Origin of the sequence: Streptomyces sp. NPDC050988, from assembly GCF_044456225.1 — a bacterium.
Lineage (GTDB): Bacteria > Actinomycetota > Actinomycetes > Streptomycetales > Streptomycetaceae > Streptomyces.
This window is the reverse complement of the sequence record NZ_JBITFQ010000002.1, coordinates 385,017-400,736: the sequence shown is the minus strand read 5'-3', so window position 1 is coordinate 400,736 and position 15,720 is coordinate 385,017. Positions and strand designations below refer to the sequence as shown.

General features: G+C 67.7%; 12 protein-coding genes. 5 read left to right on the top strand and 7 right to left on the bottom strand.

The features are described 5' to 3' along the window. Positions 1–43 precede the first annotated feature (43 nt). Together ACIBEI_RS06600 and ACIBEI_RS06595 are read right to left on the bottom strand one after the other, a co-directional pair. Positions 44–1,642, bottom strand: coding sequence for an FAD-dependent oxidoreductase (locus tag ACIBEI_RS06600; RefSeq protein WP_398885718.1), 1,599 nt, complete (start codon positions 1,640–1,642; stop codon positions 44–46). Positions 1,643–1,701: 59 nt separating this feature from the next. Next, on the bottom strand, positions 1,702–2,799 hold the full coding sequence (locus ACIBEI_RS06595) for a LacI family DNA-binding transcriptional regulator (protein WP_398885716.1): 1,098 nt from the start codon (positions 2,797–2,799) through the stop codon (positions 1,702–1,704). Between the two features lie 610 nt (positions 2,800–3,409). Here ACIBEI_RS06595 and ACIBEI_RS06590 point away from each other — a divergent pair. Next, positions 3,410–3,856 carry a hypothetical protein gene (locus tag ACIBEI_RS06590; RefSeq protein ID WP_398885714.1) on the top strand — a complete coding sequence of 149 codons (447 nt, stop codon included), beginning with the start codon at positions 3,410–3,412 and terminating at the stop codon, positions 3,854–3,856. A gap of 179 nt (positions 3,857–4,035) precedes the next feature. Here ACIBEI_RS06590 and ACIBEI_RS06585 read toward each other — a convergent pair whose 3' ends face one another. Next, positions 4,036–5,562 carry a hypothetical protein gene (locus ACIBEI_RS06585; protein WP_398885712.1) on the bottom strand — a complete coding sequence of 509 codons (1,527 nt, stop codon included), beginning with the start codon at positions 5,560–5,562 and terminating at the stop codon, positions 4,036–4,038. A gap of 128 nt (positions 5,563–5,690) precedes the next feature. Here ACIBEI_RS06585 and ACIBEI_RS06580 point away from each other — a divergent pair, with 128 nt between their 5' ends. From ACIBEI_RS06580 to ACIBEI_RS06570, 3 genes are all read left to right on the top strand, one after another. Further along, on the top strand, positions 5,691–6,371 hold the full coding sequence (locus ACIBEI_RS06580) for a response regulator transcription factor (protein WP_398885710.1): 681 nt from the start codon (positions 5,691–5,693) through the stop codon (positions 6,369–6,371). Next, positions 6,358–7,869, top strand: coding sequence for a sensor histidine kinase (locus ACIBEI_RS06575; RefSeq protein WP_398885708.1), 1,512 nt, complete (start codon positions 6,358–6,360; stop codon positions 7,867–7,869). The genes ACIBEI_RS06580 and ACIBEI_RS06575 overlap by 14 nt, the downstream gene beginning before the upstream one ends. A 120-nt stretch (positions 7,870–7,989) precedes the next feature. After that, the gene (locus ACIBEI_RS06570; protein ID WP_398885706.1) at positions 7,990–8,973 is read left to right on the top strand and encodes a serine hydrolase domain-containing protein; all 984 of its coding nucleotides are present in this window, start codon (positions 7,990–7,992) and stop codon (positions 8,971–8,973) included. Positions 8,974–8,986: 13 nt separating this feature from the next. On the opposite strand, the gene ACIBEI_RS06565 is transcribed toward ACIBEI_RS06570, so the two are convergent. From ACIBEI_RS06565 to ACIBEI_RS06550, 4 genes are all read right to left on the bottom strand, one after another. Next, on the bottom strand, positions 8,987–9,475 hold the full coding sequence (locus ACIBEI_RS06565; RefSeq protein WP_398885704.1) for a polyketide cyclase: 489 nt from the start codon (positions 9,473–9,475) through the stop codon (positions 8,987–8,989). A gap of 147 nt (positions 9,476–9,622) precedes the next feature. After that, entirely contained in the window at positions 9,623–10,399 is a 777-nt protein-coding gene (locus tag ACIBEI_RS06560) for a spermidine synthase (RefSeq protein ID WP_398885702.1), read from the bottom strand. 142 nt (positions 10,400–10,541) lie between these two features. Continuing rightward, entirely contained in the window at positions 10,542–12,227 is a 1,686-nt protein-coding gene (locus ACIBEI_RS06555) for a ribonuclease J (RefSeq protein WP_398885700.1), read from the bottom strand. Between the two features lie 295 nt (positions 12,228–12,522). Further along, complete coding sequence (locus tag ACIBEI_RS06550; RefSeq protein ID WP_398885698.1) at positions 12,523–14,493, bottom strand: hypothetical protein; 1,971 nt, start codon at positions 14,491–14,493, stop codon at positions 12,523–12,525. Positions 14,494–14,692: 199 nt separating this feature from the next. Between ACIBEI_RS06550 and ACIBEI_RS06545 the strand changes: the two genes are divergently transcribed. Beyond that, positions 14,693–15,715, top strand: a complete 1,023-nt coding sequence (locus ACIBEI_RS06545; protein WP_398885696.1) for a LacI family DNA-binding transcriptional regulator — start codon at positions 14,693–14,695, stop codon at positions 15,713–15,715. The last annotated feature ends 5 nt before the right edge of the window (positions 15,716–15,720 follow it).

The following is a 15,720-nucleotide window of genomic DNA, read 5'->3' as shown; positions in this document are numbered from 1 at the left end:
GGTGGAGCCGCCGCGCCCGAACTCCCGTCCACCCGGGGGTTGTTCAGTAGCCGCGTACGTCCGGCCAGTGGCGTTGCACTCCGTCGCGGTCGAGCAGCCGCGCGAACTCCTCGAACCGCTTGTCCTCGGCCTGCACCTGGTGCGGCTCGACGTCCTCGGCGACGCAGTGCGCGGCCAGGGCGCCGGCGACCTCGCCGACGTTCCACTCCACCGGGTGGAGCCGGTAGCAGCCGTTGGTGATGTGCGTGGTGCCGATGTTCTTGCCGGCGGGCAGCAGATTGCGCACTCGGCGCGGTACGAGCGCACCGAGCGGGATCTCGAACGGCACGGACCCGATGTCGATGTAGTCGTCGCCGCCGGTCGAGGGATGCAGGTCGATGCGGTAGCTGCCGACGCCCACGGAGTCGCGGTGGCGCGTTCCGCCGCGTGGGCCGACGAGGTCGATCGCCACGTCGTGCTCGGTGACCGTGGTGACGGCCTTGATACGGCGGGACTCCCGGACGTACGCCGCCTTGGCCAGGCCGTCCGCCGTGCCGGTCACGTCCGGGCGGATCCGCAGGCCCGGGAAGCCGGTGCCGCCGTCCGCGCGCGGTGCCTCGGTCTGCAGCCAGTACAGCAGTGACAGCGACAACTGCCGTGCCTCGCGCAGCGCTTCGGCCTCCTGTCCGATGTACGGCTTGAGCCAGTAGTCGTTGAGCGGCCAGTTGACGAGCGTGATGTCGGAGTCGAAGGCCCCCGGCGTGTGCAGCTTGCGGGCGAGGATCCGGCGGAAGCCCCACAGTTCCTTGTCGCCGGCGTCGGCGCTCTGGTCGGCCGAGACGCCGAGCGGATCGAGATCCGGATTCGGTACGAAGGTTCGCGGCACTGGTTCCAGCGTGCGCGGGTCGGGCGCCTGAAAGCCGAGCAACGGGCCCGGCCAGAACGAGGGTTGGTACGTGCTCCAGAAGCTGTAGTCCTGCGGCCGGTCGATCGTGTGGTCCTCGCCCTCGTGGTGGGAGAGCGCGAAACAGACCGTGATGCCCTGCTGGTTGAGAGGCTGAGCCTCGTCCGGGGCATGCGGCTCGTCGAACTCGGCCCGTGCCTCGGCCCCGTTCGCGTGCTCGACACCCGCGAGGTGGAGCAGTTCGCCCGTCTCGGTGGCGTCCAGGACATACCGCGCGGTGAGGGTGCGCTGCGTCCCGTCACGCAGGTCCTCCAACGTCACCGACCGTACGACATCGTTGTCGGACTCGGCGGAGACCGGCCGGTGCTCGGTGAGTACGGTCAGTCGTCCCGCAGCCCGGTGGGGCGCGAGCATCCCCTCCAGGACCGCGAGTGAGACCCGCGGTTCGTGGCATAGCTTGCTGACGCGGCCGGCCCCCGGGTTGAGGTCGGTGAGTGCCAGGGCCTCGGCCCGCAGCGGGTACCAGTGGCGGTAGTACCTCCGGATTTCCTCGCGCATCCGCCGGTACGAGGCGGTCGTGCCGAACTGCTCGACCCACGGGTGCTCGTCGGACGGTACGGCCTGGCTGGTCAGCTGGCCGCCGACCCAGTCCGTCTCCTCGGTGAGCACGACGCTGCGTCCCGCCCGGCAGGCGGCGAGTGCGGCCGCAACGCCACCAAGACCGCCGCCCACGACGAGGATGTCTGCTTCCGGTATCACGCTTCTCCTTGCTGCTGTTCGCGTTCGGTGGGGGAGAGGGGTCTGCGGGGACCGTGTCTTCAGGAACGGGCACGCGGTGGTGCGGTTGTCAGGCCCGGGCGGAAGACACAGCCGACGAGCGGTTCTCGCGCCTCCTCGCCCGCGACGAGCGCGGCCAGCAGGCGTACGGCCGCGGCGCCCAACTGCGGCCGGGGGATGTCGAATCCGGTGGGCTCGGGCTCACTCGCCAGGTCGGCGGGTGGACTGCCTAGCAGGGCGAGGGACACGTCGGTGGGGCAGTCGAGGCCCGCCTCGCGCACGGCGGAGAGCAGGCCTCGCCAGGCCGCCCCGGTGTCGGTCTCCTCCGCGACGAAGGCCGTCACTCCTTCGTCGGCCCAGGCGCGCAGCCGTTCGGGCGTGAGGTCCCGCTGTGGATCCGGGGACCGGAAGACGGTCGTGGCCCCGGAGGGCAGACCTGCCGCTTCCAGCCCTTCCAGGAAACCGCGCTGGCGGTCCGCCGAGGCGGGCGCGTCGTCGTCCTCGCGGACGAGGACGATCCGCCGATGTCCCAACTCGGCCAGATGGCCCACGACTTCACGTGTGGCCTCGACATAGTCGGCGCCCACCCATGCCACGCCCTCCAACTCCTCGCGGCGGCCCAGGTGCACGACCGGGAAGCCGTCCTCGACCAGCCGCTTGAGCTCCGCCCGGGGGGTGTGCCGACCGATGAAGAGACAGCCGTCGGCGAGCCGGACCCGGCTCAGGGCGTCGGGACCCGCGGCCCCCGCGCCGCCGGTGCTCGACCCGGTGAACAGCACCAGGTCGTAACCGAGCGCCGCCGCCTCGCGCTCCACGCCGACCAGGAAGGGGTAGTACGAGTGCTGCACATCGGTCGGGAACGTGGCGGTGAAGCTGAAGACGCCGAGGAGGTTGTTGCGGGCGGCGGCCAGCCGACGGGCGGCCGGGTCGGGCACGTAGCCGAGGCTGCGGGCCGCCTCCAGGACCCGCTGCCGGGTCTCCTCGGAGATGATGCGCCCCTTGCCGTCGGGCTTCGGGGAGAGCACCAGGGACACGGTCGCCTGCGACACCCCCGCGAGCCGCGCCACCTCGGCCTGCCGCGGCCGTGACGTACGACCGGCCGGAGCGGGCGTACGTCCGGGCCGCTTCCTGGGTTCCACAGTGCTTCTCTCCTCCGGGGGGCAGGGCCTGGCGCTGACGGTGACGGCAGCGTTAATGCGTATTACCTAATGCGCATTGACGAGAGATTGCACCTCCCTGCCGAGCGGGTCAAGAGGTGGGACAGAACTGCCCTGGAACAGAGCGGCGTTGTCAGGCGGACGCCCTAGCCGTACCGACCGTGGTTGAAGGAGCCGCCTAGCGGTCGGCCCGCCTTCGCGACCTGGATGTTGGCCCGGCGGTCGTCTGGAGCGCGGCCGCCGCGTCAACATGGGTGACACCCGGGGCAGTTGGGCAGCTCCCGGGCGGTCCTCCTGTCGTGCGGCACGGAAGGCGACGCCGTGGCGCCAGGCGTCGGGGGCGCTCGCCGACTTCGCCGGGGGAGGCAGAAGATCCGGTGTACGGGACTGGTTGAAACGGCCTGGTCGGCACAAGCAAGGCACGCGGCTTGTCACACATGCTCATTCGGCAGCCTTTCTGTCACCAGAAGCGAAGAACGACAGCCTCTGGCTCCCCGAGACGACACTTCACTACAACCGCGCCCTGCTCCTGTGCGTCCTACTACTGAGCGCCGGCAGAAGTCGGCTACGCCGGGGGATCGGGACGCCAGTCATGCAGAAGTACGCGATCGTCCAGCACATCAGACGGTTCTTCTGGCCCCCGCGTGGTGCAAGTCGGCAGCCGCCCACGTTCGCCCGGCAGTTGGTGGGGCTCTGGCTGTTCGCGCTTGCCTTCGGGGCCGGGCTCACCGCGATCGGCTGGGACGAAGAGTTCGGCATGGCACTGCTGCTCCTCTTTTATGGCGACATCGTCGACGGGGTGCGGTACCGCTGGGCGGCCACACTCGCCGCGATAACAGTCCTGTTGGCTGCCAGCCGGCTCACAAGAGCCGTCCTGCCCGGCTCCCTCGACGATGCCTGGGCGCAGTGCGTTGGCTCGGCTGTCGGTGTCACCCTCGGGCTGGCAGTGAGCGCCGCGATCACACGGCTTCCGGAACGCCGACCACATCGACCCGCCGGGGGACACGACTCCGGGTTCAGCGGTCAAGACTCCCCGTAAAGGGAGAGGGGCCGCCGACCTCGGTGACAACAAGCCCGCCTTTGTGACACCTATCGTGCTTCAGCTCAGCTCAGCTCGGAGCCAAGATCTTTGCGGGACAGCCCTAAGGTGAACGGTTCGGGCAAGGGCGGGCACGTGGCGATCAACGCGCTCCGCCCGCCCGCTCCGCCTGCGACGTCTCATGCCGTTGTGCGGGCCTCGTAAATAATCACTCGCGCCCCGTCGATTTGTATGGTGACGTCCTTGGTGAAGTGTTCTTCCAGAATCCTCTCCTTCATTGCCTCTGTCGCGCCGCCTTCGACTTGAATTCCTTCGGGTTCCGTTACTGCGAGAATTCGTGCGCTGCTGCGCATGCGCGCGCGAATCTGAGGGGAAGGCAATTCCGTGCCGTAAAGGTCGTGCGAGGCGGCCGGAGTGAGCTCCTGGGCGAGGTCGGGCATCCCTCTGCTTACCGAAGGGTAGGCCAGTGACCATGCGCGCCTCTTCACGGACAGGTAGAGGATTCCGTCGCCAGGAGCGTATTCCCTGGACAGGACTATGGCCAGCGCGGTGACATTGTCCGACCGGCTTTCCGGTGTCCGCAGCTTAAAGGACTCGGGTATGAGGAGTGCGATTGCCAACGCGACAGCAACCGCTGCGGTCAATCGCAGGTTGCGCCCTAGTCCAAGCATGCGATCAAGCACGGCCCCCAGAAGGAGTGCCAGGCCGACGAGGCCGTAGAGCACGTACCTCTCTACATAGAAAGGCTTGTAAAGGGAAATCAGCATGAGAAGCGCAGTGGGCAATATGAACAGCGGCAGGGCGATCGCCCGTAGACTGAAAGGCGCTTCAGGGGAGACCTTGCCGGCGTTCCCTGATGGTGTGAAGTAGGACAACGCTATTGCGGAAGAAACCAGGATCGCGAAGTGCTGGTATTCACCACGGGTGACACCGTCGATCCATGCGACTTGCCCAGATTGTGCCATTCCCAGAGCCGCAAGGGGTGCGACTCCTGTCGCAACGAAGAGTGTGGTGTACGCCCAAGGGCGCCGCGCATAATCCGGCAGGGCGAAGGCGTGTGCTAGCAGGGCAAGAGCGGCGAACTGATGCAGAATGCACGCTGCCAGCATGAGAGCGCCATATGTGATCCACGGCGCCATCGAGCTTCTACGTCCAGTAATTACCGGGGCTCGGCAACTGAGCGTCGCACTCACAAGGAAATATGTGGCCCAGGCCACCAGTGCGCAGACCAGTGAGTAGGAGCGCCCCTCCTGTGAATATCTCTGAACATCTGGAAGCACGGCGAAGGAAAGGCCTGCCAGTATGCCGCCTCGCGTCCCTGACAATCGGACCCCGATCGCCGTGACCCCTGCCGCTGCCAGCGCACCGGCGAGAACGGAGGGAAGGCGCAGCACCAGGAGGTCCGTCCCGAAGAGGCCGAACAGTCCATGCATCAGAAGGTAATAGGCTCCATGTACGGCGTCTATGTTGCCCAGTGTCTGCCACAGGTCCGGCAGGCTACGGGAAGCCAAATCGAGAGTCACGGCCTCGTCGTGCCACAGGGTTCCATCTCTGCGAATTCTCCATATGCCGAGAAGGGTGGACAGTAAAACGGGCAAGAGCAAGGGAGTGGGGAATCCTCGGCGTGAGAGCAGGGAAAATCTCGGATAGCGCCCCTGAGGAGTATTTTCCGTATCATTGACAATTTCGAACTCATCAATGGCCATCGGCGGCAGGGCCTTTCAGCAGTGGCGAAGAAGTTCCGCCAGCGTGCCCGGACCTCGTTGACCGGCTGCTGACCCAACCTGACCGGCCGATCAGGAAGGCGGGCCGGCGCTGTGCGAGGCTGCACCCCATGCGCATCCTGGTGGTCGAAGACGAGGTGGACCTTGCCCACACCCTGCACACCGGTCTGACCGCCGAGGGCTACAGCGTCGACCTCGCCCATGACGGCCGGCAGGGACTGTGGATGGCCCGGACCGGCGAATACGCCCTTGTCGTACTGGACTTGATGCTGCCCGGGCTCAACGGCTACAAGGTCTGCGCCCAGTTGCGCCGCGAGGGCAACGCGACCCCCATCCTGGTACTCACCGCCAAGGACGGTGACTGGGATCAGGCAGAGGCCCTGGACACGGGAGCCGATGACTACCTGGCCAAACCCTTCTCCTACGTGGTGCTCGTCGCACGGCTGAGGGCCCTGGTCAGACGAGCGGCCACGGTCGCGCCGCCCGTCCTTGCCGTGGGCGACCTCTCGCTGGATGTCGCCGGCCGGGTCTGCCGCCGGGCCGGGGCCCGGGTGGAACTCACACCCAGGGAGTTCGCCGTGCTGGAGCTGCTGGCCCGCCGGGCGGGCCAGGCGGTCTCCAAATCGGATCTGCTCTATCACGCGTGGCCCGACGAAGCCCTGGATCCCAACCTGGTGGAGGCACGCGTCAGCGCCCTCCGCAAGAAGGTGGACGCCGCGTTCGACCGGCAGTCCCTGCAGACCGTACGGGGTACCGGCTACCGACTGGTGGACGACCGTGAACGCGACTGAGCCGCGACGCCGCTGGTGGCCGCGTTCGGTACGGGCCCGCACGGCCCTGGCCGCCGCCTCGACCGCCGCCGTCATCCTGGTCGGCATCGGCTGGTGGGTACACCGCGACGTCTACCGCGAGAGCACCCAGATCGCCGAAGGGCAGGCGCAGGAACAGCTCTTGGCTCTCGTCGATCAGCTGGAGGAGGGTGCGGTTCCCGTTCGCCGAAGCACTGTGCCGTACGAGGTCGTCGCGACCGACCGCCGCGCCGCTGTCGCCTACGGCGGAGGCATGGAGGAGTTCGATCCCGGCACCCGCCATGTGCTGCCCGCCCCACCGAAGGCCGAGTCGCCCGCCCCACCGGATGACGGGGCAGCCTCGGGCTATACGACTCGTCCCATGCGCATACCGGCGCGCCACGACTCCAAGCCCTGGGACCGGTTCGGCAAGGACGGTGGGACCTACCTGGTCATGTACGACGATGTCAGGGCCGATGAACTGAGCAGTGCCAGAGTCGCAGCTCTGGGTGTCGCCGCCGACGCCCAGCTGCGGGTCTATGTGGTCGTGCTCCCGCACGCGGCCGAGGACATCGCCGAGGCAATCACCGAGGCAACCGACCGCCTCCTGCTGCGGGCCGGGCTCGTCAGCCTCGTACTGATCGCCGCCGTCGCCTACTTCGCCGTCCGAATCGCGCTGCGGCCGGTCGAAGCCATCCGCGTCCTCACCGCCTCGGTGACCGCGAGCGACCCCCGCGAACGCGTCACCGTCCCCGCCACGGGACACGAGATCACCGCCCTGGCCACCACCATCAACACCACCCTCCAGCGCCTCGACAACGCCGCCGCCCAGCAACGCCGCTTCGTCGCGGACGCCGCCCACGAACTACGCAGCCCCCTCACCACATTGCTGGCCAGCCTGGAGGTCGCGCTCGCCTACCCGGAACGCACCGACTGGCCCGCCGCGGTCACCACCGCCGCACGGCAGACCCGCCGCCTCCAGGGTCTCGCCGAAGACCTGCTGCTCCTCGCCCGCCTTGACACCCGCACCTCCATAGCCGGCCCCGACAGCGTCGACCTGACAGCCCTCGCCTCCCGGCTGGCCGAGCAATACCCCCTCACCGAACGGCCGTTGACCTTCACCTGCGACAGCACCGCCCCCGCACACGCACCCGGAAACCCCGACGAATACGAACGGCTACTGCGCAACCTCATCGACAACGCCGCCCGCCACGCCGCACACCGCATCCAGATCACCGTCCGGAACCAGGACGCCTGGGTCGTCCTCACGGTGCACGACGACGGACCGGGCGTGCCCACCGAGGACGCCGAGCGCATCTTCGAACGCTTCGTCCGGCTCGACGACGCCCGCTCCCGCGACCACGGCGGTACCGGCCTGGGCCTCGCCATCGCCCGCGACCTGGCCCACCGCCACCAGGGCACCCTCACCCTCACCCCACGGACCCTCGGGGCATGTTTCCAGCTACGCGTCCCTCAAGCCCCCGCCCCAGCCGAGAATTGACGCACCTCCCCACGCGCAGACCCCACGAAGGATCGAGGCCGGCACCGTCTTCTCGCATCAAGGAAACCGAAGTCAGCCATGAGGCTACGAAACCAAGGTCTGCGCCGGATCATTTGGATCGTGCCGACGCTGTCGCTCCTGGCGCTGACCGGGTGTACGGAAACGCCGGCGTCGAAGTCGACAGCAACGGCGGAGGCGACGACCGTCGATTGCGACCGGATCGCAGGTAACGGCCGGACTTTCTATGAGAGCAATCCGACGTACACGGATCCCCGGGACGACGGTGAGGACTGGTCGTCGACCCCGCCGGAGGAGCAGGGGTTGGATGCCACCATCCTGCGCAGGGGGCTGGCCAAGCTCGGGAACAACGCGTCGTTGTTGAGCGCGCTGGTCGTCCGGCACGACCGTCTCGTGGCCGAGCGGTACTACCGCGGTGGTGGCGCACAGCGGAGCAACAACGTCCACTCGGCGTCGAAGAGTATTTTGCAGGCGCTGGTCCACATCGCCGTCGCGAAGGACGACATCCGCAGCCTGGACGACCCGGTGATCGACTACTTGCCGGAGTACTTCGCCAATGCGTCGCCGGACAAGAAGAAGATCACCATCCGGCACATGCTGACCATGAGGTCAGGTCTCGACTGGACAGAGGATTCGACCGAAGGAACGGTCGAGAAGACGTCGAACTGGGTTCGCGCGATTCTCGGCCGTGATCTCGTGTCCGCCCCTGGCACGACGTACAACTACAGCAGCGGCAATACGCACGTCGTCTCGGCCGTGCTGCAGAAGGCCACCCGTATGAGCACCTGTCAGTTCGCCCACCAGTATCTCCTCGGACCGATGGGCATCACGGCCGAGCATTGGGGCCGTGACCCGCAAGGCGTCTTCTCCGGCGGGTACAACGTCTACCTGACGCCACGGGAGATGGCCAAGTTCGGCCTGCTCTACCTGCGCGACGGCAGGTGGGGCGGACGGCAGCTCGTGCCAGCGAGAACACCAGCAACGACAGCATCAACAAGGAGATCGACCCAAGGGAGTTCATTCGCGACCACCTGCTGCCCGCCATCACCGGGCCCGGCCCCTGATCTCGGTGCCCCCGTGCCTTGAAGACGCCGGAGGCCTAGGCCCGGGGTGTCGGTGCGGCAAGCTCGGCCAGATGGTGCAGCGAGTTGGTGAGATGGTCAGGACCGAACGGCGGGAACTGGATGCCACGGTCCCGGATGTACTGCGGCACCGCCGACCAGTCGTACGTGAGCGTCACCTGGGTCTCGGACGCACCGAGCGGCGCAAGGTCGTATCGCCAGATCCAGCCGCCGAACTCCAGCTCGCCGTCGCCCTTCTGCTGACCCGTCAGCCAGCCGATGGTGCGTGGCGGGTCGAGCACCTGAACCTTGTTGACCACCTGGTAGTCACCGTTCGGATGGTTGGCGTGGTACATGTCCATCCGGAAAATCTGCCCCACCTCGGTCAGCGGCGCCCGGTCGGCAGGCTCCTGAACCCATCCGGTGCCATCGATCGCAGAATGTGTCGTCGGGTCCGCCAGCACCGCGAACACCCTCGCGGCGGGCACGGTGACGGTCAGAGTGGCGCTCACGTACTCGGCGGCCATGGTGTGCACGCTCCTTGTCATCTCATCTCGAACCTTCCGCAGGCGCGGAAGGGGGACGTTCCCAAGATGCAGACGACGCGGCGAGGCGGAACTCATCGGTCGCGTGGGCCGAAACCGTATCCGTGCCCCATGTGCCGAACCGTTCGCCTACGGTCGGCCGGGTCCTGTCCTGGCCACGTAGACGGTGTTGGTCGAGGTGCCGCCTTGCAGGGGATTGTCGAAGTCGACGACATGGGCCGCTGATTGCGGGAAGACCTCTCTGAGTACGGAGCTGAACTGTTCGTCCGGCGGGTCGTTCGACCACAGGGCGAAGACCCCGTCGGGGTGGAGGTGTTCGGTGAGAGCGCGGAGCCCGGCAGGCTGGTAGAGCGCCGCGTGGCGCGGGTGGAGCACATGGCGCGGCGAGTGGTCGACATCCAGCAGGATGGCGTGGAAACGGCGGCCCGGTTCCTTCGGGTCCAGACCGCGCGAATCGGCCGCCATCGCGAAGAAGTCGCCTTGAACCAGACGGCAGCGGGGGTCCGAAGCCAGCCGGGCACCGAGCGGGACCAGGCCCCGCTGATGCCAGTCGATGACTTCCGCGAGCGTTTCGACCACGGTCAGCGAGCGCACCCGAGGGTCGTTCAGCGCAGCCTCGGCGGTGTACCCAAGTCCGAGTCCACCGACGACGACGTCCAGTTCGGCATCCACTTCGGCATCCGGTCCGACTCGCAGTTCAGCGTCCGGTTCGGCGTCCGTCGGTCTCGCCAGTCCGAGTTCCGCAAGCGCGATCTCGCCGGCTGTGAAGAGGCTGGACATCAAGAACTCGTCGCCGAGCTTCACCTCGTACACGTCATTGCCTGATGCCGGGTCGCGTCGGCGCCGCAGGCTGATGTCGCCCATGGCTGTCGGGCGCCAGTCGATCTCCTCGAAACGCGCGCTCATCCGTTTGCCTTTCTGAGGCACCGTCGGTGCCGGAAGTCGGTGCCTGGAACGCTGCTCTGTGCAGGTGTGGACGCAGGCGCGAAACCGTCCCTGCCCCTACCGGCGAAGCAGGGGCAGGGGCAGAGGAGGGGAACGGGCCCGCTCAGGCGTCGATGATCACCGGAATGATGAGAGGCCTGCGGCGGTGGGTACGGAAGGCCCAGTTCGCCACGGCGCGGGCGATCAGCTGTTCGAGCTGGTGCGCGTCGCCGACGCCTTCCTGCGCTGCGGTCGCCAGAGTCTTCTCGATGACAGGGACGACCGGTTCGAAGGTGGTGTCGTCGTGGACGAATCCGCGGGCCAGGAAGTCGGGGGTCTCGGCGAGGGCGCCCGTGTCGGCGTCGACGATCGCCACCACGGTGACCACGCCTTCCTCCGCGAGGGTGAGGCGGTCCTTCAGGGACGCCTCGGTGGCGCCGCCGACCTCCATGCCGTCCACGTAGACGTTGCCCGCGGGCACCTTGCCGGTGATCGAGGCACGGCCGTCCACGAGGTCGACGACGACGCCGTCCTCGGCGATGACCACACGCTCGGGATCGACCCCCGTACGGATGGCCAGGTCGGCGTTGGCCCGTAGATGGCGCCACTCGCCGTGCACGGGCATGACATTGCGGGGCTTGACGATGTTGTAGCAGTAGACGAGCTCACCGGCGCTGGCGTGCCCGGAGACGTGCACCTTGGCGTTGCCCTTGTGGACGACATGGGCGCCCCACCGGGTCAGCCCGTTGATCACTCGGTAGATGGCGTTCTCGTTGCCGGGGATCAGGGAGCTGGCGAGCAGTACGGTGTCGCCCTTGCCGATACGGATCACGTGGTCGCGGTTGGCCATCCGGGACAGAGCGGCCATCGGCTCGCCCTGCGAGCCGGTGCACACCAGGGTGATCTTGTGGTCGGCCAGCTTCTCCATTTCCTTGGTGCTCACGACCAGGCCGCTGGGAACCTTCAGGTACCCGAGGTCGCGGGCGATGCCCATGTTGCGGACCATGGAGCGGCCCACGAAGGCGACCTTGCGGCCGTGCTGGTGCGCGGCGTCCAGGACCTGCTGGATACGGTGCACATGGCTGGCGAAGCTGGAGACGATCACCCGGCGGGGGGCCGTACGCATCACCTGTTCGATCGCCGGGTTCAGCTCGCGCTCGGAGGTGGTGAAGCCGGGTACCTCGGCATTGGTGGAGTCGGTGAGGAAGAGATCGACGCCTTCCTCGCCCAGGCGGGCGAAGGCGCGCAGGTCGGTGATGCGGTCGTCCAGCGGGAACTGGTCCATCTTGAAGTCGCCGGTGTGCAGCACCAGCCCGGCCCCGGTGCGGATCGCGACCGCGAGGCTGTCCGGGATGGAGTGGTTGACCGCCACGAATTCGAGGTCGAAGGGGCCGAAGGTGCGCCGGTCGCTCTCACGTACGCGCACCGTGCGCGGCCGGATTCCGTGCTCCTTGAGCTTGGCCTCCAGGAACGCCAGTGTGAGCTTCGAGCCCACGACGGGGATGTCGGAGCGCTCGCGCAGCAGATACGGCACGGCGCCGATGTGGTCCTCGTGGCCGTGGGTGAGGACGACGGCCACGATGTCGTCCAGGCGGTCACGGATGGAGGTGAAGTCCGGCAGGATCACGTCCACGCCGGGCTGGGTCTCTTCGGGGAACAGCACGCCGCAGTCGACGATGAGCAGCTTGCCGGCATGCTCGAAGACGGTCATATTGCGGCCGATCTCACCCAGACCGCCCAGGGCTACGACCCTCAGCCCTCCTTCAGGCAGGGGAGGGGCGGCTTTCAGTTCAGGATGTGGATGGCTCATATTCCGACGTTACCGGAGAGTCCGCCGAGGTGATCCACTGGCTGCCCAACCAGCCGGTTCCACGCGTCGCGGTCGGCGGGGGAGCGGAGCCCGCTGCAGCAGCCGACCAGACAGCGCGCGGAGGAGGCGGCCGCGGTTGCCGGGGGTGAGCCGTACGCCGGGTGTGCCGCAGAAGATCTCGTGTCCGGTGCCTCGATCGCCCGCCTCGGTTGCCTCTCGTCCACTCACCTTGTGCGCGCCCCGCGCATCCGCGGGGCGCGCATGATTCGGCGTGGACCACGAACCAGCGCTCGCGTCAGTCCGTCACCCGTACCACCACCGTCGCCCCCGCCCGCACCTTCGGCGTCGCGTACGTGTACGTCACGCCGCCGACCGTCTTCGTGCGTACGCGCTGCGCGACACCGTTGACCTCGATCCTCTTGTGGACCCCGGGGAAGCGCGCCTCCCAACGGTAGGCACCGTGGCGGGCGTTGTTCGTCAGCGTGGACTTCGTCGCGCCGTCGTGCCGCACGGTGATCGTGCTCGTGCCGATGGGTACGTCCGCGGCCTGGAGCCACTTCATGCCCGACGGCAACCGCGACTGCGTGGTCACCGTGCGGTCCGCCGCGTTCGGTGCGATGCCCATCAGGCCCTCGACGGTCTGGCTGACCAGGGTGAACGACACCTCGGGGTAGTCACCGTTCGGGCCCTGGCTGGAGTTGACGTGCTGGAGTTCCCGCTGGCCGTAGATCTTCTTCATCCACGTCCAGGCGGTGTCGTTGCGGTTGTTCTTGAAGAACATGTCGGGCAGGTACGTCGTCGACTCGATGTTGGGCGACCCCTCCGGCCCCAACTCCTGCTCCTGGATGTAGTCGAGGTAGGCGTCGTTGCGCGGGCCGGGATCGAGGATCTGCTTCATCGGCACGAACACGCTGTTCTCCTTGCCCCAGCCGGTGACCGGGGCGCCGGACGTGGTGTACGCGCGGACCATGTCGGCGCCGCTCCCACTGCCGCTCCAGTCGTCGTTGAAGTACGCCTTCAACTCGGCGGCACGCCGGTCGTACGTCCTGGCCAGCGCGGTGTCGCCCTTGCCGCGTGCGAGTGTGGCCAGCGCCAGATAGGCCTGGAACTGGGAGGCGATGCCGTCCCCGGCCTCGGCGAGGCCGTCGCCGTCCTGCTCGTTGTAGCTGGCGGCGCCGGCGAAGATGCCGTTGCCCGTGCCCTCGGCGACCTTGACCTTGCCGTTGGGCTTGGCGCTGTTGTGCAGATCGATGAACTCCTCGGTGGAGTGCCGGTAGAAGTTCCACATCGTCGGGTCGTCCACGTACCTCTGGTCGCCGGTCCAGAGGTACGCCTGCCCTGCCTTCTCCACGAGTTCGAAGACCGCGGGCACCTCGCGCACGTAGTTGTCCGGGCTCTTGTAGTCGATGCTCAGATAGGTCCTGGCGTCGAAGTTGAGGGCCCACACCGGGAAGTACTTGTGCGCGGCGGTGGACGACGCCGCGAACGAGCGGAGCATCGTCCTGTTCGCCTCGTCGAGGCCGAGGATGTGGGCGCCGGCGAGCTGATGGGTCATGTCGCGGGAGTAGTAGGCGCTGCGGTTGGCGTATCCGGCCCAGTACGTGGCCGTGTACTGCGCGGTGCCGGTGCCGCCGGTCTGGTACTCGTCGACGTTGACCGGGCCTGTCGTGCCGGGCAGTTGCGCCCAGCTGTTGGCCTTTCTCTTCGCCCAGCCGAACATCTCGGTGACCTCGGGGTCGGACGAGGTGACCTTGGGGTCGGCGGACGCGGCGGGGGAGATCATCAGGTCGTCCGCGTTGACCCAGGCGCTGCCGGAGCCGAAGGCGATCTGCAGACGGTCGCCGGCTCTCAACTCGACGCGGCTGATGGTGTAACGGGCGTACGCGCGGCGCTCCGGCAGAGTGATCGTCTCGACGGTCTCGCCGTTGCGCCGGACCGTGTACGAACCGCCGGTACCGGCGCTTCCGATCCACGCGGAGAAGTCGTAACTGCCGTTCCGCGGCGCGACGATGTTCAGCTCGGCGCTCTTGCCAGCTCCGGCGTCGAGGTACAGGAAGCGGGCGCCGCCGTGGGAGTTGCCGGTGCCGACCCCGGTACCCGCACCGAAGGTCCAGCCCGTACCGCCGTTCTCGAACCCCGGGTCCGGGATGGCGAGTTGAGGACGGGGAACTGAAGGGCCGTCCGCCTCCGCCGTGGCCGACAGTGCGGGCGCCATGGGCGGGAGCAGAGCAACAGCGGTGAGCAGCATGAGCCTTGAGGGCTTCATCGGGTCTCCCGGGTCTTCAGTCGCGGCGAGCGGACGAACGTGCGGGCAGTGGCGGGAAAGCTAGCAGCGGCCCAAGAGGCGATTCAATGGTCATGCACAAGAAACATGGAAGACACGCAGGCTCGCTGCTATCTTGCGTGGACGGCTGAACTGAAAACTTTCATCAACACAGTGCAAATCAGGGGGCGGAGGGATCCGTATGAAGGTCGGCATCACCGAGGTCGCGGTCCGGGCGCAGGTGAGCGAGGCCACTGTCAGCCGCGTCATCAACCGGCGCCAGGGCGTGTCGCGCAGGACCCGCGAGGCGGTCGAGCAGGCGATGGCCGACCTGGGGTACGAGCGGCAGATGCGGGGTCAACTCGTCGCGGTCGTCACCGAGTTGGTCTCCAACCCGTTCTTCGCCGATGTCGCCGAACGGATCGAGTCCATCCTCGCGCCGCACGGTCTGAAGACGGTCCTGTGCCCGTGCTTCCCCGGTGGAGTACAGGAGTTGGACTTCGTGACCTCCCTCGCCGACCGGGGCGTCGCGGCCGTCGTGTTCCTCTCGGCCAGCAACACGCTCGAGGGCGCGGACCCTCAGGCGTACGAGCTCCTGCGCTCCCGCAGAATCCCCTTCGTCGGGATCAACGGCCAGTTCGAGGGCGTGAGCGAGGCGCCGGTCTTCTCCACCGACGACCTGCTGGCCGCCGAACTGGCCGTCGACCATCTTCACCGGCTCGGCCACCGCCGTATCGGCATGGCATCGGGCCCGGTCGGCAACCGCCCGGCCGACCGCCGCGTCAGTGGCTTCGTCGCCTCGCTCGGCAAGCGCGGTGTCGAGGATCCAGAGCAGTGGGTGGTCCGGCAGTCCTACACCGTCGAGGGCGGCCAGTCCGCCGCGACCTCGCTCCTCGGCCGCGGCGCCACGGCGATCGTCGCCGCCAGCGACTACATGGCCCTGGGTGCGATCCGCGGCGCGCGCCGTCAGGGGTACGACGTCCCGGACGATGTGTCGGTCGTCGGCTACGACGGCTCCATGATCATGGACTTCGTCGACCCTCCGCTCACCACGGTCCGCCAGCCGGCCGACCGCCTGGCCTCGGAGGTGGGCCGCAGCATCCTTGCCCTGGTCGGCAACCGCGACGTCCCCATCGGTGAACTCCTCTTCGACCCGGAACTGGTGATCCGCGCGAGCACGGCGCCGGTGAGGACATCAGTTCCCGTTGTTCGTCCAGACCATTGACCTAG